Below are 20,939 nucleotides of genomic sequence, written 5' to 3' on the forward strand. Positions count from 1 at the left end.
CCGGACCGGAAGGTTGTACGGGTGTGCGAAGGTCAGGCCGGGGTGACCGGCAGCACGTCCGGGGAGAGGGACGCGGCGCGGGAGCTCGCGCTCGTCATCCGCCGCCGGTGGTGGCGGCGGCACAGCACCTCGTACCCGACGACCTCCGCGGCGGTGTTCACGTCGCCGACGACGACCTGCTCACCCTCGACGACCATGTGGCCGCCGACGGTCCGGGCGTTGTGCGTGGCCCGGGCGCCGCACCAGCACAGCGCCTCCACCTGAAGCTGCTCGATCCGGTCGGCGAGCTCGATCAGCCGCTGCGAGCCGGGGAAGAGCTTGGTGCGGAAATCGGTCGTGATGCCGAAGGCGTACACGTCGAGTCCGAGGTCGTCGACGATCCTCGCGAGCTGGTCGATCTGGGCCGGGGCGAGGAACTGGGCCTCGTCGACGATCACGTAGTCGGCCTTGCCGCCCTGGGAGAGCTGGTCGACGAGGTACGCGTAGACGTCCATGCCCTCCGGTGCCTCGACGGCCTCGGTGACCAGGCCGAGCCGCGAGGACAGCTTCCCGGTGCCCGCCCGGTCGTCGCGCGTGAAGATCACGCCCTGGAGGCCGCGCGCGTCGCGGTTGTGCGCGATCTGGAGCGCCAGCGTGCTCTTTCCGCAGTCCATCGTTCCGGAGAAGAACACCAGCTCGGGCATGACGGGTCGGGACCTTTCGGGTCGGGGTGCGGGAGGGGTGGGGACGGGGGAAGGACGGGGAACGGCGTCAGGTGCGGACTTCGAGGAGCGGCACCAGCTGCTCGGCGGCGGTCATCGACCCGTGCATGCCGGTCATCTGGGACTCCAGCGGCTCGCCGACGGAGGCGATGAGGGCGACGTCGTCGTGGGCGGCGGCGACGACGTCGCCGATCCGGCCGTGGACCCGCTCGTCGACGGTGTCGCCGAACCAGCCGAGGCCGATCGCCTCGTCGCGGCCCGCCACCCAGAACTGCTCGCCGAGGACCTCGCGCCAGCAGGTGAGGACGTCGGCCTCGGCGCCGGGGACGGCGTAGACGTGGCGGGCCCGGCCCTCGCCGCCGAGGAGGGCGACGCCGGCGCGCAGCTCCCAGTCCTCGTCGACGTCGATGCGGTGCTCCTCGTCGAAGGGCACGTCGACCATGCCGTGGTCGGCGGTGACGTACAGCGCCGAGCGGGCGGGCAGCTGCTCGGCGAGCCGCCGCACCAGCCGGTCGACCAGCATGAGCTGGCCGCGCCAGGCGTCGGAGTCGATGCCGAAGCGGTGCCCGGCGCCGTCGAGCTCGCTGTAGTACGTGTAGACGAGCGAGCGGTCGCCGGCGGCCAGCTGCTCGGCCGCCAGGTCCATCCGTTCCTCGCCGGAGAGGCGCCCGTGGAAGGAGCCGCCGCTGAGCGCGATCTGGGTCAGCGGGGTCTGCGCGAAGATCGGGGAGGACACCTGCGCGGTGTGGATGCCGGCCTCGTGGGCCAGCTGGAAGACGGTGGGGTACGGCTGCCAGGCCTTCGGCGGGGTCCACGGGCGCCACTTGAGCTGGTTCATCAGCTCGCCGGTCTCCGGGTTGCGGACCATGTAGCCGCCCAGGCCGTGGGTGCCGGGGGCGCGGCCGGTGCCGACGGAGGCCAGCGAGGTCGCGGTGGTCGCGGGGAAGCCGGCGGTGATCGGCCGGCCGGTGCCGCCGCGCGAGGAGGCGAGCAGCGAGGTCAGGTAGGGCGCCTCGTCCGGGTGGGCGGCGATCTGCTCCCAGCCGAGCCCGTCGACGAGGAAGACGCAGACGCGGTCGGCCGGGGTCAGCTCGGCGATCCGCGCCTCGAAGCCGGGCACGCCCTGGCCCGCGACGAGCGTGGGCAGCAGGTCGGCGAGGGATCCGGAGCCGTACGCGGGCACCGGGGCGGACTCCGGGGCGAGCGGGACCGGGTCGTCGGGCCAGCCGTGGGCGACGGAGGTCGGCTGCGCCATCAGCGGCCGGCCGTCGGGGCGGTGGCGGCGGTGGCCTCGGAGAGCGCCTGGGCGAAGGTGAGGGTCTGCCGGACGGTGTCGGGGCCGTCGCCGGCCTCGCTGACCCGCAGGCTGAGGTCGTCCGCGGTGGCGTTGCCGGTGTAGCCGTGGTCGGCGTCGCAGTTCGGGTCGCCGCAGGCGGCGGGCTCCAGGTCGATCCGGGAGACGGCGCCCCAGCCGATGGTGAGGACGACCTCCCGGGGCACGGTGCCCGGGGTGTACGACTCCGGGTTGGCGACGACCCGGCTGACCACGACGGACGAGATCCGGTCGAGCTTCACGGACTCGGTGGACGTGGTGGCGTAGGGGCTCGGGGAGCTGTTGTCGGCCGCCTGCTCGTCGGTGTGGCTGACGATGAAACGGCTGGGGGTCAGCACGAGGACGGTGACGTGGCGCCGGACCTCGTTGGCGTCGAAGGTGGTCTCCTGGTGGACCACGTACGACGCGACGTCCTCGCCGCCGACGGCGGCCTCCACCGCCTCGGCCACGAGTGCCGGGTAGTAGCCGCTGCGCTCGATCGCCGCGCGCAGCCCCTGGGTCGTCGTACCGCTTTTCGCCATGGACTCCATCCTACGGGGCCGTGGAGACCCCCGGACCCGTCAGTAGCTGGGCAGGCGGCGCGGGCCGAGGTCGGTGGTGGGCGCCGCCGGGGCGAGCCGGACCGCGGCGCCGAGGACGGAGACGCCGGCGGGGGCGACCACGGCCGGTTCGAGCGCGACGGAGACGATCTCCGGGTGGTCGTCGACCAGCCGGGAGACCCTGAGCAGCAGCTCCTCCAGGGCGGGGGTGTCGACGGGGGCCGAGCCCCGCCAGCCGAAGAGCAGCGGGGCGGTGCGGATGGAGCGGACCAGTTCGGCGGCGTCCCGGTCGGTGGCCGGGACGAGCCGGTGGGCGGTGTCGCCGAGCAGCTCGGAGGCGGCGCCGGCGAGGCCGAAGGAGAGGACGGCGCCGGCGGCGGGGTCGATCGTGGCGCGCACGACCGTGTCCACGCCCCGGGGCGCCATCGCCTGGACGACCGGCTGCAGCTCCTCGGGCTTGCCGAGGGCCGAGGTCAGCTCGGCGTAGGCGGTGCGCAGCTGCTGCTCGGTGGCGAGGTCGAGCCGGACGCCGCCGAGGTCGGGGCGGTGGCGGAGGTGGGGGGCGGTGGTCTTGAGCGCGACCGGGTAGCCGAGCAGGGCGGCGGCCGCCACGGCCTCGTCCGGTCCGGGCGCGGGCAGGGTGGGGCGCAGCGCGATGCCGTACCGGCCGAGCAGTTCGCCGGCCTCGTCGGGGGTGAGGGTCACCCCCCGGGACTCCTGTCCGGCGCCCCGCTCGCCGAGCACCCGGTCGATGAGCGCGGCGGCGCCGGCCTCGTCGATGGAGTCGTACTCGGGCACACGTCCCGGGTCGGCGGCCTGCCGCCGCCACTGCCCGTACCGCACGGCCTCGGCGAGCGCCCGCACGGCCCGCTCGGCGGCGGGATAGGCGGGGATCTTCCGCACGGGGGCGGGCGCCTCGGCCCCCGGGGAGGCGGAGGCCTCCTGCCCTCGGAGGGCGGACGCTTCCCGGCCCCGGAGGGCGGAGGCTTCCTGACCTCGGGGGCCGGTGGGGGCCGGGCCCCGGCCGGTGGAAGGGGCCGGGTCCGGGGCGGTGGCGGGGGGCAGGTCCGGGACGGTGGGCGCCCGGCCGGGGGCGGCGGCCTGCGGGTCCGGGGATCCGGCGGTTCCCGGCCCCGGGACGGCGGCGGCTTCCCGGTCCTGCGGCGGGGTCGCGGACCCGCCCGTGCCGGGGGCCGCGGTCGGCGCCGGGCGGCGGGTGCGCGGGGAGGCGGGGCGGGTGCTGGTGGCGGCGGAGAGGGCTTCGGCGAGACCGCCCATCTCGACGTGCACGACGACGACCGGCTTGGCCGCCCCGGACGGCCCGCCGCCGGCGACCGCCTCGCGGAGGGCGGTGGCGAGCACCTCCGTGGTGCCCTCGATGCCCACCCAGGGGATCGCGGTGACGACGACCGCGTCGCAGGAGTCGTCGGCGAGCGCCGCGGCGAGCGCGTCCCGGAAGTCGGCCGGGGTGGCGGCGGTCGTCAGGTCCACGGGCCGCTGCGGGCGCAGCCCCTCGGTGAGGCAGGCGTCGTACGTGAGGAGGCCGAGGGACTCGGAGTTGCCGAGGATCGCGACGCGCGGCCCGGCGGGCAGCGGCTGTCCGGCGAGGAGCAGTCCGGCGTCGACGAGCTCGGTGACGGTGTCGACGCGGATGACCCCGGCCTGGCGGAGCAGCGCGGAGACGGTGGCGTGCGGGATGCGGGTCACGGGGACCCGGTGGCCGGGCGGCGCGCTGCCGCTGTGCCGGGCGCCCTTGACGACGACGACCGGCTTCACGGCGGCGGTGCGGCGGGCGAGGCGGGTGAACTTGCGCGGGTTGCCGATCGACTCCAGGTAGAGGAGGACGACGTCGGTCGCCGGGTCGTCGTACCAGTGCTGGAGGAGGTCGTTGCCGGAGACGTCCGCGCGGTTGCCGGCGGAGATGAAGGAGGAGAGGCCCGCGCCCCGCCGGTGCAGTCCGGCGAGGAGGGCGATGCCGATGGCGCCGGACTGGGTGAAGAGGCCGATCCGTCCGGCGTCGGGCATCTCGGGGGCGAGGGAGGCGTTGAGCCGGACCTCGGCGGCGGTGTTGATGATCCCGAAGGCGTTGGGTCCGATGATCCGCATGCCGTGGGAGCGGGCCTGGCGGACCAGCGCCCGCTGCCGCTCGCGCCCCTCGGTGCCGCTCTCGGCGTACCCGGCGGAGAGGACGACCAGGCCGCGCACCCCGTGCGCGCCGCAGTCGGCGACGACCTCGGGGACCCGCTCGGCGGGGACGGCGACGACGGCGAGGTCGACGGGGGCGCCGATGGCGGCGACGGACGGGAAGGCGGGGACGCCGTCGGGGTCGGGCGCGCCCTCGCCGAAGGCGGGGTTGACCGCGTACAGCTGGCCGGTGAAGCCGGCTCCCCGCAGGTTGCGCAGCACGGTCCGGCCGACTCCGCCGGGGGTGCGGCCGGCGCCGACGACGGCGACCGAGCCGGGGGCGAGGAGCCGCTGGACGGAGCGGGCCTCCGCGCGCTGCTCGCGGGCGCGCTGGACGGCGAGGGAGCGGTCGGTCGGCTCCAGGTCGAGGTGGAGCCGGACGGAGCCGTCCTCGAAGCTGCGCTTCTGGGTGTAGCCGGCGTCCGTGAACACCTTGATCATCTTGTTGTTGGCGGGGAGCACCTCGGCGGCGAAGCGGCGGATGCCGCGCTCGCGGGCGACGGCCGCGATGTGTTCGAGGAGGGCGGAGGCGACGCCCCGGCCCTGGTGGGCGTCCTGGACGAGGAAGGCGACCTCGGCCTCGTCCGCGGGGGCCGAGGCGGGCAGGCCCCGGTCGTCGATGCGGTCGTAGCGGACGGTGGCGATGAACTCGCCGCCGACGGTGGCGGCGAGGCCGACCCGGTCGACGAAGTCGTGGTGGGTGAAGCGGTGGACGTCCTTGGCGGAGAGCCGGGGGTAGGGCGCGAAGAAGCGGTAGTACTTCGACTCGTCCGAGACCTGCTCGTAGAAGCTGACGAGCCGGCCGGCGTCGTCGGCGGTGATGGGGCGGACGCGCGCGGTGCCGCCGTCCCGGAGCACGACGTCGGCCTCCCAGTGGTCGGGGTAGGCGTGCTCCTCCGGGGCCGGGCGCTCCCCCGCCCCGCCGGCTTCGCCCCCGCCCGTTCCGTCCGTTCCGTCCGCCTGCTCCGACGTGCTCCGCATGGGGCAAAGCCTACGGCCGGGGTCCGTCCGCGGCACCGTCCGCGCGCCCACTCCTTGGCGGCACACCGCTCGCGCGGCCTCCCCCTCCCGTGCAAGGTGGGAGGGGCCGAAGGTCGCCCGGACACGGGACGAAGGTCGGCCGGAGCACGCCGCAACCCGTGAGAGACTGGTCTAGACAACCGCTGAAGACCTGAAGGGCAACACCATGGCTGAGCGCCGCGTCAACGTCGGCTGGGCCGAGGGCCTGCACGCCCGCCCCGCCTCCATCTTCGTCCGTGCCGCCACGGCCTCCGGTGTCCCCGTGACCATCGCCAAGGCCGACGGCAACCCGGTGAACGCCGCCTCCATGCTCGCGGTGCTCGGTCTGGGCGCGCAGGGCGGCGAGGAGATCGTGCTCGCCTCGGACGCCGACGGCGCCGAGGCCGCGCTGGAGCGCCTCGCCAAGCTCGTCGCCGAGGGTCTCGACGAGCTCCCCGAGACGGTCTGACCCGGCGGGTCGATCCGCAGTCGTCACGGACGGCCGTGTCCCCGGAATTCCCGGTGGCCACGGCCGTCCGGCATTTCCGGGCGGGACGGAGAGGCCGGGCATTTCCGGGAGGGCGGGACGCGCCGCATTCCACGGCCCCATTACCCGGCCCACGCAATTCCCATTTCCGGGCAGCACGAAGAAGGCCCCGGAATTGCTATTCTTTGTATACGGTGTCCTTGTTAATTCCGGACGCTCGCCGTGTTGACGGCATGTTGCGAAACCCTCACACGGCCCCGCTCCGGCCTTTTCAGCCGGTGCAGCGCGAGCGCGTGCTCGGCGTGCAGGGCGGTCAGCGCGCGGGCCCGCTCCGCGTCGCCGCGCGCGATGGCGTCGACGATCGCCCCGTGCTCCGCCCAGACCTCCGCGGGCCGCTCCGGCCGGTCCACGGAGTACATCCACGCGATCTTGTGGCGCAGCTGGGTGAGGAGGGCGGCGAGCGCCGGGCTCCCGGACGCCTGCGCGAGGGTCTCGTGGAACCAGCCGCCGAGCGCCTTCAGGTCCTCGCCCTGCCCCCGGCGGGCCCGCTCCTGCCCCAGCCTGACCAGGCCGCGCAGGACCTTGAGGTGGGCGTCGGTGCGCCGCTGGGCCGCCCGGGCCGCACCGAGCGGTTCGAGCAGGGCCCGTACGTCGAGGAGGTCGGCCGCCTCCTGGTCGGTGGGTTCGGCGACCTGGGCCCCTGCGTGCCGGCGGCTCACGACGAAGCCCTCCGACTCCAGGGTGCGCAGGGCCTCGCGGACCGGCACCCGGGAGACGCCGTAGCGGCGGGCGAGCTGGTCCTCGGTCAGCCGGCTGCCGCGCTCGAAGACCCCCGAGACGATGTCGTCCCGGATCGCCGTGCATACCGATTGCGCGGGAACCTGCATGTCCGACCTCCGTATTTCCGCTCCGCGCGCACCGGATTCGAGCGCTCTTCTCCGCGACTCTATTGCAGCACGCCGGAAATTCCGATGCCCCCTCGGAATTCGTCCGGTTCACGGCAGTGGGCACAGCGGGCGGGAGCGACGGAAAACGGCCCCGGCTCTGGGGAGCCGGGGCCGTTGCGCAGCGGGTGTCGGGTCAGAGGCTGACGCCGCGGGCGCGCAGGTACGCGATCGGGTTGAGGTCGGAGCCGTAGTCGGCGGTGCTCCGGGCCTCGAAGTGGAGGTGCGGGCCGGTCGAGTTGCCGGTCGAGCCGGAGACGCCTATCTGCTGGCCGGGCTCGACGGTCTGGCCGACGTAGACGCCGATGGACGACAGGTGGCCGTACTGGGTGTAGGTGCCGTCGTTCATCCGGATCACGATGTTGTTGCCGTACGCGCCGCCCCAGCCGGCCTCGACGACGGTGCCGGAGCCGACGGAGACGACCGAGCTGCCGTAGGCGGCGTGGAAGTCGACGCCGGAGTGGCTGCCGGAGGACCAGAGCGAGCCACCGGTCTTGTAGCCGGTGGAGACGTACGAGCCGGCGACCGGGAGGTTGAAGGAGGCGAGCCGGCGGCGCTCGGCCTCGCGGGCGGCGCGCTCCTTGGCCTCGCGGATCTCCTGGGCGCGGGCCTCGGCCTTGCGCTTCGCCTCGGCGCGCGCCTTGGCCCGGGCCTCGGCCTCGACGGCCTCCAGCTCCTGGGCGGCGACCTGCGCGCTGACCTGGTCGGCGAGGGACTCCTCGGCGATCACCCGGGTGAGGCCGGTGTCCTCGGCGGAACGGTCGTCCGTGTCGGCGGCGAGCGCCGGGGAGGCCAGGGTGCCGACGACGCCGGTGGTGGCGAGGGCGGCCACGCCGGCGATGCCGGCGCTGCGGCGAGCCATTCGGCTCGCGCCACGGTGCTTCCCGGTGGCACGGGTGAACGCCAAGACGGTTCCTTTCCTTCCTTCTCGCCTACCGGGTTAGCTGACGGGTTCGGAGCAGGAAGGTCTCCTACGGACCCCTCCGCATGGCGAAGGCGCCCGATTCACCCCAGGGACTGCGTGGGTCCCCGGCTCCCCAGGCTCGCGCCTGACGGGGACTCGGCGATGGCTGCCCGATGCCGCGGGTGCGGCGCGTACGTCGGCCGGACAGCCGGGTCGACGCTAGGCCGGACGGATGTCGTTCGCCAAACAGACACGCTTTTTTGTAAGACATGCCACAAGGCATACAAGCATTCTTGACGCCATAACGGACAAAGCGGAGGCCTCCGATGCCCCGTCACACCGGAGACCTCCGCCCGAGCCGACGGCGGGTCAGCTCACCACGGTCACCTCGCCGATGCCGAGGGCCCGCACGGGCTCCTCGATCTCGGCGGCGTCGCCCACCAGGACCGTCACCAGACGGTCCACCGGGAAGGCGCTGACGACGGCGGCCGTGGCCTCCACCGTGCCGGTCTCGGCCAGGCGCGCGTACAACCGGGCCTGGTAGTCGTCCGGGAGGTGCTGCTCGACCTGGTCGGAGAGGGTCGCGGCGACCGAGGCGGCCGTCTCGTACTTGAGCGGGGCCACGCCCACCAGGTTCTGCACCGCGACGTCCCGCTCGGCGTCGGTCAGGCCGCCCTCGGCCAGGGTCCGGAGCACCTTCCACAGGTCGTCGAGGGCCGGGCCGGTGTGGGGGGTGTCGATCGAACCGCTGATGGCGAGCATCGAGGCGCCGTGCCCCTCGCCGTCCGAGCGGAGCACCTGCCCGAAGGCGCGCACGCCGTACGTGTACCCCTTCTCCTCCCGCAGGACGGCGTCCAGACGGGACGTCAGGGTGCCGCCGAGGCAGTAGACGCCGAGGACCTGCGCCGCCCAGACGGCGTCGTGGCGGTCCGGCCCGATCCGGCCGATGAGCAGCTGGGTCTGGACGGCCCCGGGGCGGTCCACGATGACGACCCGGCCGGTGTCGTCGGCCGTGATCGGCGGCATCGGCCGCGGCGCGGCCGGCTTGCCGCTCCAGCCGCCGAGGGTCCCGGCGAGGACCTCGTCCAGGTCGACGCCGGTCAGGTCGCCGACGACGACCGCGGTGGTCGCGGCGGGCCGCACGTGCGCGTCGTAGAAGGCGCGGACGGCGCCGGCGTCGATGGCCCGCACCGTCTCCTCGGTGCCCTGGCGCGGCCGGGACATCCGGGTGCTCGCCGGGAACAGCTCCTTGTAGAGCTGCTTGGCCGCGCGGCGGCCAGGGTTGGCGGCCTCGTGCGGGATCTCGTCGAGCCGGTTGTCCACCAGGCGCTTGACCTCGTCGGCGTCGAAGGCCGGGGAGATCAGGGCCTCGGAGACGAGCCCGAGCGCCTTCGGGAGCCGGGAGACCGGGACCTCCAGGGAGACCCGGACGCCGGGGTGGTCCGCGTGCGCGTCGAGCGTGGCGCCGCAGCGCTCCAGCTCGGCCGCGAACTCCTCGGCGCCGCGCTCGGTGGTCCCCTCGGAGAGGGCGCGCGCCATGATGGTGGCGACGCCGTCGAGGCCCTCGGGCTCGGCGTCCAGGGGCGCGTCGACGAAGATCTCGACGGCGACGACCTGCTGGCCGGGGCGGTGGCAGCGCAGCACGGTCAGACCGTTGTCCAGCGTGCCGCGCTCGGGGGCCGGGAAGGCCCACGGCTTCGCCACGCCGGCCTCGGGCCGCGGGTGGAAGTCCATGCTGGTCAGGGACTCGGTGGTGTCCGTCACTGGTCCGCTCCCTCTGCGTCGTCGCGGTCGGCGGCGTCGCCCGCCTCGTCGGCCCCGTCGGCCTCGTTCTCGACGGGCTCGTAGACCAGCACCGCGCGGTTGTCCGCGCGGAGCCGGGCCGCGGCCACCTCGCGCACCTCGTCGGCGGTGATGTCGAGGACACGGTCGACGGCGGTCAGGGCGAGCTGCGGGTCGCCGAACAGCACGGCGAAGCGGCACAGTTCGTCCGCGCGGCCGGCCACCGTGCCGAGCCGGTCGAGCCATTCGCGCTCCAGCTGGGCCTGGGCGCGCTCCATCTCCTCGGCGGTCGGGCCCTCCGCGGCGAAGCGGACGAGCTCCTCGTCGACGGCCGCCTCGATCGCGGGGACCTCGACGCCGCCGGAGGTCTTGACGTCCAGCCAGCCCAGCGAGGGGGCGCCGGCCAGGCGCAGCAGGCCGAAGCCGGCGGCGACGGCGGTGCGGTCGCGGCGGACCAGCCGGTTGTGCAGGCGGGAGGACTCGCCGCCGCCGAGCACGGTGAGGGCGAGGTCGGCGGCGTCGCACGCGCGCGTGCCGTCCTCCGGCAGCCGGTAGGCGGCCATCAGGGCCCGGGCGGGGACGTCCTCGACGACGACCTCGCGCAGCTGCTCGCCGATCACCTCCGGCAGGGCGCCGTCGCGCGGGGCGGGCTTGCCGTCGTGACCGGGGATCGAGCCGAAGTACTTCTCGACCCAGGCGAGCGTCTGCTCCGGGTCGATGTCGCCGACCACCGACAGGACCGCGTTGTTGGGCGCGTAGTAGGTGCGGAAGAAGTTCCGCGCGTCCTCCAGGGTGGCCGCGTCCAGGTCCGCCATCGAGCCGATGGGGGTGTGGTGGTACGGGTGGCCCTCGGGGTAGGCGAGCGCGGTGAGCTTCTCGAAGGCGGTGCCGTACGGCACGTTGTCGTACCGCTGGCGGCGCTCGTTCTTCACGACGTCGCGCTGGTTCTCCATCGACTCGTCGTCGAGGGCGGCGAGCAGCGAGCCCATCCGGTCGGCCTCCAGCCAGAGCGCGAGCTCCAGCTGGTGGGCCGGCATGGTCTCGAAGTAGTTGGTGCGCTCGAAACTGGTCGTGCCGTTGAGCGAACCGCCGGCGCCCTGCACCAGCTCGAAGTGCCCGTTGCCGTGCACCTGCTTCGACCCCTGGAACATCAGGTGCTCGAAGAGGTGGGCGAGGCCGGTGCGGCCCTCGACCTCGTGGCGCGAACCGACGTCGTACCAGAGGCATACCGCGGCGACCGGGGTCAGGTGGTCCTCGGAGAGCACCACCCGCAGGCCGTTCGCCAGCCGGTGCTCGGTCGCTGTCAGGCCGCCGGAGCCGGCCTCGGCCGTGGCCGTGTGACCCATGGGCATGTACGTCCCTTCGATCGCGATCTGGAAAAGTCCTGCCACTGTATGCAAGCGCGTCGACACCTGGCGAAGTTCCCGGACCCCGGAGATGTCCCTCGTCCGGGTCGCGGTCAGTGTTGTCGGTGGCACGGTCCACAATGGTCCGCGTCAGATCAAGCCTTGTCGGAGAAGGAGCAGCAGCCGCGATGGCCCGCCGCAGCACGAAGACACCGCCGCCGGACGACGCGTACGAGGAGAGGATCCTCGACATCGACGTCGTCGACGAGATGCAGGGCTCCTTCCTCGAGTACGCCTACTCGGTCATCTACTCGCGCGCGCTCCCCGACGCCCGCGACGGCATGAAGCCGGTCCAGCGGCGCATCGTCTACCAGATGAACGAGATGGGCCTCCGCCCGGACCGCGGCTTCGTCAAGTGCGCGCGCGTGGTCGGCGAGGTCATGGGCAAGCTGCACCCGCACGGCGACGCCTCGATCTACGACGCCATGGTGCGCATGGCGCAGCCCTTCTCCATGCGCGTGCCGCTGGTCGACGGCCACGGCAACTTCGGTTCGCTGGGCAACGACGACCCGCCGGCCGCCATGCGGTACACCGAGTCGCGGATGGCCCCGGCCGCCCTGCTGATGACCGAGTCCATCGACGAGGACACGGTCGACTTCGCGCCGAACTACGACGGCCAGGAGCGGGAGCCGGTCGCGCTCCCCGCCGCGTACCCGAACCTGCTGGTGAACGGCGCCTCGGGCATCGCGGTCGGCATGGCGACCAACATGCCCCCGCACAACCTCGGCGAGGTCGTCGCGGCCGCCCGCCACCTGATCCGCCACCCGAACGCGGACCTGGACGCGCTGATGCGCTTCGTCCCCGGCCCCGACCTGCCCACCGGCGGCCGGATCGTCGGCCTGAACGGCATCCGGGACGCGTACGAGACGGGCCGCGGCACCTTCAAGATCCGCGCCACCACCTCGGTGGAGACGGTGACCGCCCGCCGCAAGGGCATCGTCGTCACCGAACTGCCCTTCACGGTCGGCCCCGAGAAGGTCATCTCCAAGATCAAGGACCTGGTCGGCTCGAAGAAGCTCCAGGGCATCGCCGACGTCAAGGACCTCACCGACCGCGCCCACGGGCTCCGCCTCGTCATCGAGATCAAGAACGGCTTCGTGCCCGAGGCCGTCCTGGAGCAGCTCTACAAGCTGACGCCGATGGAGGAGTCCTTCGGCATCAACAACGTGGCCCTGGTGGACGGCCAGCCGCTCACCCTCGGCCTCAAGGAGCTCCTGGAGGTCTACCTCGACCACCGCTTCCAGGTCGTCCGCCGGCGCTCCGAGTACCGCCGCGGCAGGAAGCGCGACCGGCTCCACCTGGTCGAGGGCCTCCTCGTCGCGCTCCTCGACATCGACGAGGTCATCCGGCTGATCCGGGAGAGCGAGAACTCGGCGCAGGCGAAGGAGCGCCTGATGGAGCGCTTCTCGCTCAGCGAGATCCAGACCCAGTACATCCTGGACACCCCGCTGCGCCGGCTCACCAGGTTCGACCGGCTGGAGCTGGAGACCGAGCGGGACCGGCTGACCGGCGAGATCGACGAGCTGACCGGGATCCTGGACTCCGACTCCGAGCTGCGCAAGCTGGTCTCGGCCGAGCTGGCCGCGGTCGCGAAGAAGTTCGCCACCGACCGGCGGACGGTCCTCCTGGAGTCGGCCGGCGCACCGGTCTCGGCCGTCCCCCTGGAGGTCGCCGACGACCCGTGCCGGGTGCTGCTCTCCTCGACCGGCCTGCTGGCCCGGACGGTCTCGGCGGAGCTGCCGCCGGCCGACCCGGACGCCAAGCGGACCAAGCACGACGCGATCGTCTCGTCGGTGGCGGCCACCCAGCGCGGCGACGTGGGGGCGGTGACCTCCGCCGGACGGCTGCTGCGGATCGCCGTCATCGACCTGCCGCAGCTGCCCGACACGGCCGCGGCGCCGAATCTGGCGGGCGGCGCGCCGCTGAGCGAGTTCCTGTCCCTGGAGGGCGACGAGACGGTGGTCTGCCTGACCACGCTCGACGAGGCCTCCCCCGGTCTGGCGCTCGGCACGCTCCAGGGCGTGGTCAAGCGGGTGGTCCCGGACTATCCGGCGAACAAGGACGAGCTGGAGGTCATCACCCTCAAGGACGGCGACCGGATCGTCGGCGCGACCGAGCTGCGGACGGGCGAGGAGGACCTGGTCTTCATCACCTCCGACGCCCAGCTGCTGCGCTACCAGGCCTCCCAGGTGCGGCCGCAGGGCCGTCCGGCGGGCGGCATGGCGGGCATCAAGCTGGCGGCCGGCGCCGAGGTGCTGTCGTTCGCCGCGGTGGACCCGGCGGCGGACGCGGCCGTCTTCACGGTGGCGGGTTCGACCGGCACCCTGGACGGCTCGACGGCGTCCTCCGCGAAGCTGACCCCCTTCGACCAGTACCCGCGCAAGGGCCGGGCGACCGGCGGCGTGCGCTGCCAGCGCTTCCTGAAGGGCGAGGACGTGCTGGTCCTGGCCTGGGCGGGCGCCCTGCCGGCCCGTGCCGCGCAGAAGAACGGCACCCCGGTCGAGCTGCCGGAGCCGGACCCGCGCCGCGACGGCTCGGGCACCCCGCTGCCGCAGCCGGTGGACGTGGTGGCGGGCCCGGCGAGCTAGCCGGCACGCCCGTGACGAAGCCCCCCGCTCCATCCGGAGCGGGGGGCTTCGTCACGCGCGGGAGGAGGCGCCGGGCGGGCCGTCAGCTCCGGGCGCCGGGGGCGTACACCGCCTCGATGCCGGCGAGGACGATCCGGAGCCCCTCCTCGAAGCGCTCGTCGTAGTCGGCGAAGATGGTGGCCGACCGGGACCACTGGCACGTCTGGCGGGCCCCGGACGGCGGCGTGGCCCTCTGCCCGCTGCCGGGCGACGGCGGCCTGTTCCAGCTCGCCGCCGCCTTCGAGGACCGGTCGGCCGCGGTGGACACCACCCCGGCGGGCGTCCGGGCGCTGCTCGCGGCCCGGACGCCGCTGGCCCCGGAGGAGGTCACGGAGGTGCCGTGGGCCTCGGACTACCGCGCCCGGGCGGCGCTGGCCGACCGCTTCCGGGCCGGCCGGGTCTTCCTCGCGGGCGACGCCGCCCACGTCCACTCCCCCGCCGGCGGCCAGGGCCTCGACACCGGCGTCCAGGACGCGTACAACCTGGGCTGGAAGCTCGCCCAGGTCCTGCTGCGCGGGGCACCGGCGTCCCTCCTCGACAGCTACGAGGCGGAGCGCCGCCCGGTCGCGGCGGACGTGCTCGGGCTCAGCACCCGCCTCCACCGGGCGACCGCCGACGGCGAGGCCACCCAGCGGGGCGCGGAGGTGCAGCAGCTCGGCCTCGGCTACCGGGAGTCCGCCCTCGCGGTGGACACCCGCCCCCGGGTGCCCGGGGACGCCCTGCGCGCGGGCGACCGCGCCCCGGACGGCGCGTACGGCCCGGGACGCCTCTTCGACCTCTTCCGGGGGCCGCACTTCACCCTGCTCGCCGTCGGGTCCGCCGAGACCCCGGCCGCGCTGCCGGAGGCGGTCCGCGCGGCCCGGCTCCCGGCCGACGAGGCGTACGGCACGGGCCTCTTCCTGATCCGCCCGGACGGGTACGTGGGCTGGGCCGGCGACCGCGCCGGCGCGAGCCTCGACGCCTACCTGGCGACGGTCGGCCTGGTGGCGGAGGGCGTGCCGGCCTGAGCCGCGGCCTACGCCTCGGCGGGCGGCTCCTCGCCCTGCGGCACGTACCGCAGGACGCCCCACAGGGCGTGCTCGTCCGGGGTGTCCCCGGGTCCGTCCTGCTCGCAGGCGGCGAGCTCCTTGCGCAGGGCCGCCGCGTCGACGCCGGAGCCGATCAGGACGAGCTGCGAGAGCCGCTGCTCGCCGGCCGGCCAGGGCTCCGGGTAGAAGCGCAGGAAGCGGCCGACGGCGTGCACCGCGTAGCGGTGTCCGGGGTCGGCTGCCCCGAGGTCCACGAAGCCCTTGATCCGGTACAGCCCCTCGGGCCGGGAGTCGAGGAAGGCCATCAGCCGTCGCGGGTGCAGCGGAACCGCCGTGGCGAGGGAGACCGTGTCGTAGGCGGCGTGCGGGTGGGCGTGCCCGCCCTCGTCGCCGTAGAGGATGTCCTCGATCGACATCTGGCCGGCGATCTCGCCGTCCGGGACGACCCGGTCGAAGAGCAGCTCGGGATCGATCCGGCCGTGCGCCGCCTCGATCACGGCGGCGCGCTCCGCGAGCCCGGCCACCGTCTCCCGGACCGCCCGCAGCTCCTCTCCGGACACCCGGTCGGCCTTGTTGACGACGACCAGGTCCGCGAGGGCGAGGTGCCGGTCGGTCTCGGGGTGCCGCTCCCGGGTGGCGGCGAACCCGGCGGCGTCGACGACCTCGACGAGCCCGCCGTAGACCGTCCGCCGGTTCTCGCTGGCGAGCACCATCCGGACCAGTTCCTGCGGCTCGGCGAGTCCGCTCGCCTCGATCACGATCACGTCCAGACCCAGCTCGGGCCGGGTCAGGACCTCCAGGTACTCGTCCAGCTCGCTCGCGTCGACCGCGCAGCACAGACACCCGTTGCCGAGCGAGACCGTGGAGCCGACCTGCCCGGCGACGGTCATCGCGTCGATCCCGATGTCGCCGAAGTCGTTGACCATGACCCCGATCCGCGTCCCCCGGGCGCTGCGCAGCAGATGGTTGAGGAGCGTGGTCTTCCCCGCCCCGAGAAACCCGGCGAGGACGACGACGGGGATCTGCTGCGCGCTCAAGAAGCATGCCTTTCGCTGGGAGACGTACGGGTAGGGGTACGGGACGCGGGAGCGGGGCGCGGGTGCCGGGGCCGGCGCCCGCCCGGGGCCGCTCACCGCACCGGACCGGCGTCCAGGATAGGCAGCCCGGCCCGACGCCCCCGGAGCCACACGCGCACCACAGGCCCACGGGCCGGCCCGCGCCCCGGCCCGGCACTCCCGCACCCGGCACCGGTCCGGTGCCGGGTGCGGGCACGGGCGCCCTCGGTGCAGGCACCGGCCGGCATGGGTGACGGACGCCGGCGGCCTGCGACCCCGGCCGCCGGTTGCCGACCGGCGACCGGCACCGGCTCGTTTCCGGTCGCCCACCCCGCCCCCGTACCGTTTCGGGCATGAGCAGCACCGGATCGGTCCCCTCCGCGCCGCCGGCCGCGCGCCGCCGGCGCAGGCTGGGATGGCCGCGCCGGGTCTTCTCGCAGGTGCTGCTGATGCAGCTGGCCGTCGCCACCGGCGTCACCGTGCTGGCCACCGGGTTCTTCCTGGCCCCGCTCAGCGCCCAGCTGGACGACCAGGCCATGCGGCGCGCCCTGGCGATCGCGGAGACCATGGCGTCGACCCGTACGGCAGCGGACCTCGCCGGCGGGCCGCCGTCCGCGACGGGGCCGGTCCAGCGCGAGGCGGAGCGGGTCAGGACCGCGACCGGCGCCGAGTACGTGGTCGTCATGGACACGCGCGGGGTGCGCTGGTCGCACCCCGACCCCGCGCAGCTCGGCCGGACCGTCTCCACCGACCCCAGCGAGGTCCTGGCGGGCCGCGAGGTGATGGAGATCGACAGCGGCACCCTCGGCCGCTCCGCGCGCGGCAAGGCTCCGCTCCTCGACGCCGACGGCGGGATCGTCGGCGCCGTCTCGGTCGGCATCGAGTACGACAGCGTCCGCGACCGCCTCCTCTCCGCGATCCCCGGGCTCCTCGCCTACGCCGGCGGCGCCCTCGCGGCCGGCGCCCTCGCCGCGTACCTGATCTCCCGGCGGATCCAGCGGCAGACCCGCGACCTGGCCTTCTCCGACATCTCGGCGCTGCTCGCCGAGCGCGAGGCGATGCTGCACGGCATCCGCGAGGGCGTGGTGGCCCTCGACCGGAAGGGTTCGGTCCGGCTGCTCAACGACGAGGCGCAGCGGCTGCTCGGCCTCGGTCCCGAGGCCGCCGGACGGCCGCTCGACGCGCTCCTGGGCCCCGGTCGCACCGCGGACGTGCTGACCGGCCGGGCGACCGGAGCCGACCTGGTGACCGTCCAGGGGCACCGGGTGCTGATCGCCAACCGGATGCCGACGGACGACGGGGGCGCCGTGGCGACCCTGCGCGACCGCACCGAGCTGGAGCGGCTGGGCCGTGAGCTGGACTCCACCCGCGGCCTCATCGACGCCCTGCGCGCCCAGGACCACGAGCACGCCAACCGGCTGCACACGCTGCTCGGCCTCCTGGAGCTGGAGCTGTACGACGAGGCGGCGGACTTCGTCACCGAGGTCGTCGGGGTGCACCGGGCGACCGCCGAGCAGGTCACGGAGAAGGTCCACGACCCGCTGCTCGCGGCGCTCCTGGTCGGCAAGGCGACGGTCGCGGCGGAGCGCGGGGTCTCGCTGCGGATCGCCCCCGACTCCCTGCTCCCCGACCGGCTGGTGGACCCGCGCGAGCTGGTCACCGTCGTCGGCAACCTCGTCGACAACGCCCTGGACGCCGCCGCCGGCACCCCGGACGCCCGGGTCGAGGTCGCGCTGCGCGCCGACGGCCGGACGGTGGTCCTGCGGGTCGCCGACAGCGGGCCCGGCGTCCCCGAGGACCGCCGGGAGCTGATCTTCACCGAGGGGTGGACGACGAAGGATCCCCCCGCCCACGGCAGGCGCGGTCTCGGACTGGCGCTGGTGCGGCGGCTCGCCGAGCGGCGCGGCGGCACCGCGCGCGTGACGGCGGGCCCGGCCGGTGGCGCCGAGTTCGGCGTGGTCCTGCCGGACGCCCTGACGGAGCACGCCCCTCCCGCCCCGTACGACCCGCCCGCCCCGCGCGGGCCGGTGGACCCGACCACGGCAGAGGAGCGGTCCCGATGATCGACGTGCTCGTCGTCGACGACGACGTCCGGGTGGCGCGGGTGAACGCCGCGTACGTGACCAAGCTGCCCGGCTTCCGGGTGGCCGCGACGGCCCACTCGTCCGCGGAGGCCCTGGCCGTCCTCGACGGCCGGTCCGTGGACCTCGTCCTGCTCGACCACTACCTCCCCGACGAGAACGGGCTGGCCGCCATCCGCGAGCTGCGGGCCCGCGGCCACCAGTGCGACGTGATCATGGTGACCGCGGCCAGGGACGTGGCGACCGTCCAGGCGGCGATGCGGCACGGCGCCCTCCAGTACCTGGTCAAACCGTTCGGCTTCGCCGGACTGCGGACCAAGCTGGAGGCGTACGCGGCCCTCCGCCGCACCCTGGAGGGCGGCGGCGAGGCGGAACAGGCCGAGGTCGACCGGATCTTCGGCACCCTGGCCGCCGGCACCGTCGCCCCCGACCTCCCGAAGGGGCACTCCCCGACCACGGCCGAGCTGGTCCGCCAGGCGCTGCTGAACGCCTCCGGCCCGCTCTCCACCCAGGAGCTCGCCGAGCGCACCGGGGTCAGCCGCCAGACCGCCCAGCGCTACCTCAAACTCCTCGAACGCACCGGTCGGGTGCGGCTCTCCCTCCGGTACGGCGAGACCGGCCGCCCCGAACACCGCTACACCTGGGTCGCCTCGCCCTGAGGCCCTGAGCCCCGGAGGCTTCGGCGCTCCGGGGCTCCGGGGCCCCAGGCCGTCGGCTCGGCCGAGGCGGCCGTCCCTCAGGCGGCCCCGGCCCCCGTGAGGGCCCGCACCTCGGTCTCGGCGTGCCGCGCCTCGTCGGGCGGCTCGGGCGAGGTGACCGTCCCCAGCCAGCCGGCGAGGAAGCCGAGCGGGATGGAGACGAGGCCCGGGTTCTGCAGCGGGAAGACCTGGAGGTCGAGGCCCGGGAAGAGCGCCTCGGGACTGCCGGAGACGACCGGCGAGAGCAGCACGAGCAGCACCGCGGGCACGAGGCCGCCGTAGACCGACCAGACCGCGCCCCGAGTGGTGAAGCGGCGCCAGAAGAGCGAGTAGAGCAGCACCGGCAGGTTGGCCGAGGCGGCCACCGCGAAGGCGAGGCCGACCAGGAAGGCCACGTTGAGGTCGCTGGCGAGCAGTCCGAGTCCGATCGCCACGGCGCCGATGACGGCGGCGGCCACCCGCGCCACGGCCACCTCGCCGTACCCCTTCCGCCCGGGCCTGCGCAGCGAGGCGTAGAGGTCGTGGGCGACGGAGGCGGAGGAGGCCAGGGTGATCCCGGCGACGACGGCGAGGATGGTCGCGAAGGCGACGGCCGCGACGACCGCGAAGAGCACCGTGCCGCCGGTGGAGCCCGCTCCCCCGCCGAGGTCGAGGGCGAGCAGCGGGACGGCGGTGTTCCCGGAGGCGTTGGAGGCGCGGACCTCCGCGGAACCGATGAGGGCGGCGGCGCCGAAGCCGAGGACGATGGTCATCAGGTAGAAGCCGCCGATGAGGCCGATGGACCAGACGACCGAGCGGCGGGCGGCCCGCGCGGTGGGCACGGTGTAGAAGCGGGACAGGATGTGGGGCAGTCCCGCGGTGCCGAGGACGAGCGCGAGCCCGAGGCTGATGAAGTCGAGCCGGGCCGTCCAGTCGCCGCCGTAGCGCAGTCCGGGGCCGAGGAAGGCGGTGCCGTGCCCGCTGCGCTCGGCGGCGGTGCTGAGCAGGCTGTTCACGTCGCCGTGGAAGCGGATCAGGACGAGGACGGTGAGCGCGATGGTGCCGGCCATCAGCAGCACCGCCTTGACGATCTGGATCCAGGTGGTGGCCCGCATCCCGCCGAGCGACACGTAGATCACCATCAGCGCGCCGACGCCGATCACCGTCCAGGTGCGCGCCGCCTCGCCGGTGCCGCCGAGGAGGAGGGCCACCAGGCTTCCGGCACCCACCATCTGGGCCACCAGGTAGAGCACGGAGACGGCCACCGAGGAGGTACCGGCCGCGATCCGGACGGGCCGTTCGGCCATCCGCGCGGCGACGACGTCGGCGAGGGTGAACCGGCCGCAGTTGCGGACGAGTTCGGCGACGAGGAGGAGCACCACCAGCCAGGCGACCAGGAAGCCGACCGAGTAGAGCATGCCGTCGTAGCCGTAGAGCGCGATGAGGCCCGAGATGCCGAGGAAGGAAGCCGCCGACATGTAGTCGCCGGCGATGGCGAATCCGTTCTCCATCGGCGAGAAGAGCCGGCCTCCGGCGTAGAACTCCTCGGCCGAGCCGTGCCGGTTGCGGCTCACCCAGGTGGTGATGCCGAGGGTGACGGCGACGAAGGCGCTGAAGAGCACCAGGGCGAGCGTCTGGTGGTCTCCGGTCACCACTGGCCGGCCCCCCTCGTCATCTGCTGGGTGTCCCAGCGCAGTTCGAGCGCGGCCCGGTCCCGGCGCAGCCGCGCGTGCCGCGCGTAGGCCCAGGTGAGGACGAAGGTGGTGAGGAACTGGCCGAGGCCGGCGACCATCGCCACGTTCACCGCGCCGGCGACCGGGCGGGCCATCAGGCCGGGTGCGGCCGTGGCGGCGACGACGTAGGCGAGGTACCAGGCGAGGAAGGCGAGGGTGGCGGGGAAGACGAACCGGCGGTACCGGCGCCGCACCTCCTGGAAGGCGGGGCTGCGCTGGACCTCCAGGTAGATCCCGGCCGCCCCGGGCAGCGGCTGCGCGGCCCCGTCGTGCCGCGGGCGCGGCAGCTCCGTCCCCCTCCCGCCCGGCCCGTCGTCCCGCGCCCCCGCGCGCTCCTGCTCGTCCAGCTGATCCACCGGTCAACTCTCCTTGTCAGCGAACCGTTTCGGCCGCGTGCCCAAGGATGGACAGAGCGGGCAGATCCCGGACTCTTCTCCCTCCGGTCTTCACCCCATCAGG

At 74.4% G+C, this 20,939-nt stretch carries 17 protein-coding genes and 1 riboswitch; of the genes, 5 read left to right on the plus strand and 12 right to left on the minus strand.

What is annotated here, in order from left to right:
• Nucleotides 1–32: 32 nt before the first annotated feature.
• From IE287_RS27970 to IE287_RS27985, 4 genes are all read right to left on the minus strand, one after another.
• Complete coding sequence (locus tag IE287_RS27970; protein WP_189851994.1) at nt 33–683, minus strand: thymidine kinase; 651 nt, start codon at nt 681–683, stop codon at nt 33–35.
• A 67-nt stretch (nt 684–750) separates the two neighbouring features.
• Entirely contained in the window at nt 751–1,956 is a 1,206-nt protein-coding gene (locus IE287_RS27975; protein WP_189851995.1) for an alkaline phosphatase family protein, read from the minus strand.
• Complete coding sequence (locus tag IE287_RS27980; protein WP_189851996.1) at nt 1,956–2,555, minus strand: DUF5998 family protein; 600 nt, start codon at nt 2,553–2,555, stop codon at nt 1,956–1,958. Before IE287_RS27980 ends, IE287_RS27975 begins: the two co-directional genes overlap by 1 nt.
• Before the next feature lie 39 nt (nt 2,556–2,594).
• Complete coding sequence (locus IE287_RS27985) at nt 2,595–5,738, minus strand: bifunctional acetate--CoA ligase family protein/GNAT family N-acetyltransferase (RefSeq protein ID WP_189851997.1); 3,144 nt, start codon at nt 5,736–5,738, stop codon at nt 2,595–2,597.
• A gap of 205 nt (nt 5,739–5,943) precedes the next feature.
• Here IE287_RS27985 and IE287_RS27990 point away from each other — a divergent pair, with 205 nt between their 5' ends.
• Complete coding sequence (locus IE287_RS27990; protein WP_031010885.1) at nt 5,944–6,225, plus strand: HPr family phosphocarrier protein; 282 nt, start codon at nt 5,944–5,946, stop codon at nt 6,223–6,225.
• A gap of 221 nt (nt 6,226–6,446) precedes the next feature.
• Here IE287_RS27990 and IE287_RS27995 read toward each other — a convergent pair whose 3' ends face one another.
• The 4 genes from IE287_RS27995 to IE287_RS28010 form a co-directional block, all read right to left on the minus strand.
• Nucleotides 6,447–7,130, minus strand: coding sequence for a GntR family transcriptional regulator (locus tag IE287_RS27995; RefSeq protein ID WP_189851998.1), 684 nt, complete (start codon nt 7,128–7,130; stop codon nt 6,447–6,449).
• Nucleotides 7,131–7,323: 193 nt separating this feature from the next.
• Nucleotides 7,324–8,094 (minus strand): M23 family metallopeptidase, encoded by a 771-nt coding sequence (locus tag IE287_RS28000; RefSeq protein WP_189851999.1) that lies wholly within the window; start codon nt 8,092–8,094, stop codon nt 7,324–7,326.
• Nucleotides 8,095–8,102: 8 nt separating this feature from the next.
• A riboswitch (cyclic di-AMP (ydaO/yuaA leader) is annotated at nt 8,103–8,263 on the minus strand.
• Between the two features lie 197 nt (nt 8,264–8,460).
• Nucleotides 8,461–9,825 carry a M16 family metallopeptidase gene (locus tag IE287_RS28005; RefSeq protein ID WP_189852081.1) on the minus strand — a complete coding sequence of 455 codons (1,365 nt, stop codon included), beginning with the start codon at nt 9,823–9,825 and terminating at the stop codon, nt 8,461–8,463.
• Between the two features lie 26 nt (nt 9,826–9,851).
• The gene (locus IE287_RS28010) at nt 9,852–11,219 is read right to left on the minus strand and encodes a M16 family metallopeptidase (RefSeq protein WP_189852082.1); all 1,368 of its coding nucleotides are present in this window, start codon (nt 11,217–11,219) and stop codon (nt 9,852–9,854) included.
• A 188-nt stretch (nt 11,220–11,407) separates the two neighbouring features.
• Between IE287_RS28010 and IE287_RS28015 the strand changes: the two genes are divergently transcribed.
• Complete coding sequence (locus IE287_RS28015) at nt 11,408–13,867, plus strand: DNA gyrase/topoisomerase IV subunit A (protein ID WP_189852000.1); 2,460 nt, start codon at nt 11,408–11,410, stop codon at nt 13,865–13,867.
• 82 nt (nt 13,868–13,949) lie between these two features.
• Here IE287_RS28015 and IE287_RS39510 read toward each other — a convergent pair whose 3' ends face one another.
• Nucleotides 13,950–14,042: a TetR/AcrR family transcriptional regulator C-terminal domain-containing protein gene (locus IE287_RS39510; protein ID WP_373307914.1), complete on the minus strand. Its 93-nt coding sequence runs from the start codon at nt 14,040–14,042 to the stop codon at nt 13,950–13,952.
• On the opposite strand from IE287_RS39510, the gene IE287_RS28020 reads away from it, so the two are divergent.
• On the plus strand, nt 14,041–14,913 hold the full coding sequence (locus IE287_RS28020; RefSeq protein WP_189852001.1) for an FAD-dependent monooxygenase: 873 nt from the start codon (nt 14,041–14,043) through the stop codon (nt 14,911–14,913). The two genes, IE287_RS39510 and IE287_RS28020, sit on opposite strands and share 2 nt — an antisense overlap.
• Nucleotides 14,914–14,921: 8 nt before the next feature.
• On the opposite strand, the gene IE287_RS28025 is transcribed toward IE287_RS28020, so the two are convergent.
• Entirely contained in the window at nt 14,922–15,971 is a 1,050-nt protein-coding gene (locus tag IE287_RS28025) for a CobW family GTP-binding protein (protein WP_189852002.1), read from the minus strand.
• 371 nt (nt 15,972–16,342) lie between these two features.
• Here IE287_RS28025 and IE287_RS28030 point away from each other — a divergent pair, with 371 nt between their 5' ends.
• Both IE287_RS28030 and IE287_RS28035 read left to right on the plus strand, forming a co-directional pair.
• Nucleotides 16,343–18,052 (plus strand): sensor histidine kinase, encoded by a 1,710-nt coding sequence (locus tag IE287_RS28030; RefSeq protein WP_189852003.1) that lies wholly within the window; start codon nt 16,343–16,345, stop codon nt 18,050–18,052.
• Entirely contained in the window at nt 18,049–18,729 is a 681-nt protein-coding gene (locus IE287_RS28035) for a response regulator (RefSeq protein ID WP_189852004.1), read from the plus strand. Before IE287_RS28030 ends, IE287_RS28035 begins: the two co-directional genes overlap by 4 nt.
• 77 nt (nt 18,730–18,806) lie before the next feature.
• Here IE287_RS28035 and IE287_RS28040 read toward each other — a convergent pair whose 3' ends face one another.
• Both IE287_RS28040 and IE287_RS28045 read right to left on the minus strand, forming a co-directional pair.
• A complete protein-coding gene (locus IE287_RS28040) occupies nt 18,807–20,399 on the minus strand; it encodes a monocarboxylic acid transporter (RefSeq protein WP_189852083.1) in 1,593 nt (530 codons plus the stop codon).
• Entirely contained in the window at nt 20,396–20,836 is a 441-nt protein-coding gene (locus tag IE287_RS28045; protein ID WP_229883787.1) for a DUF485 domain-containing protein, read from the minus strand. The genes IE287_RS28040 and IE287_RS28045 overlap by 4 nt, the downstream gene beginning before the upstream one ends.
• Nucleotides 20,837–20,939 lie beyond the last annotated feature (103 nt).

This window comes from Streptomyces omiyaensis (assembly GCF_014650895.1).
In the GTDB taxonomy this organism is placed as follows: domain Bacteria; phylum Actinomycetota; class Actinomycetes; order Streptomycetales; family Streptomycetaceae; genus Streptomyces; species Streptomyces omiyaensis.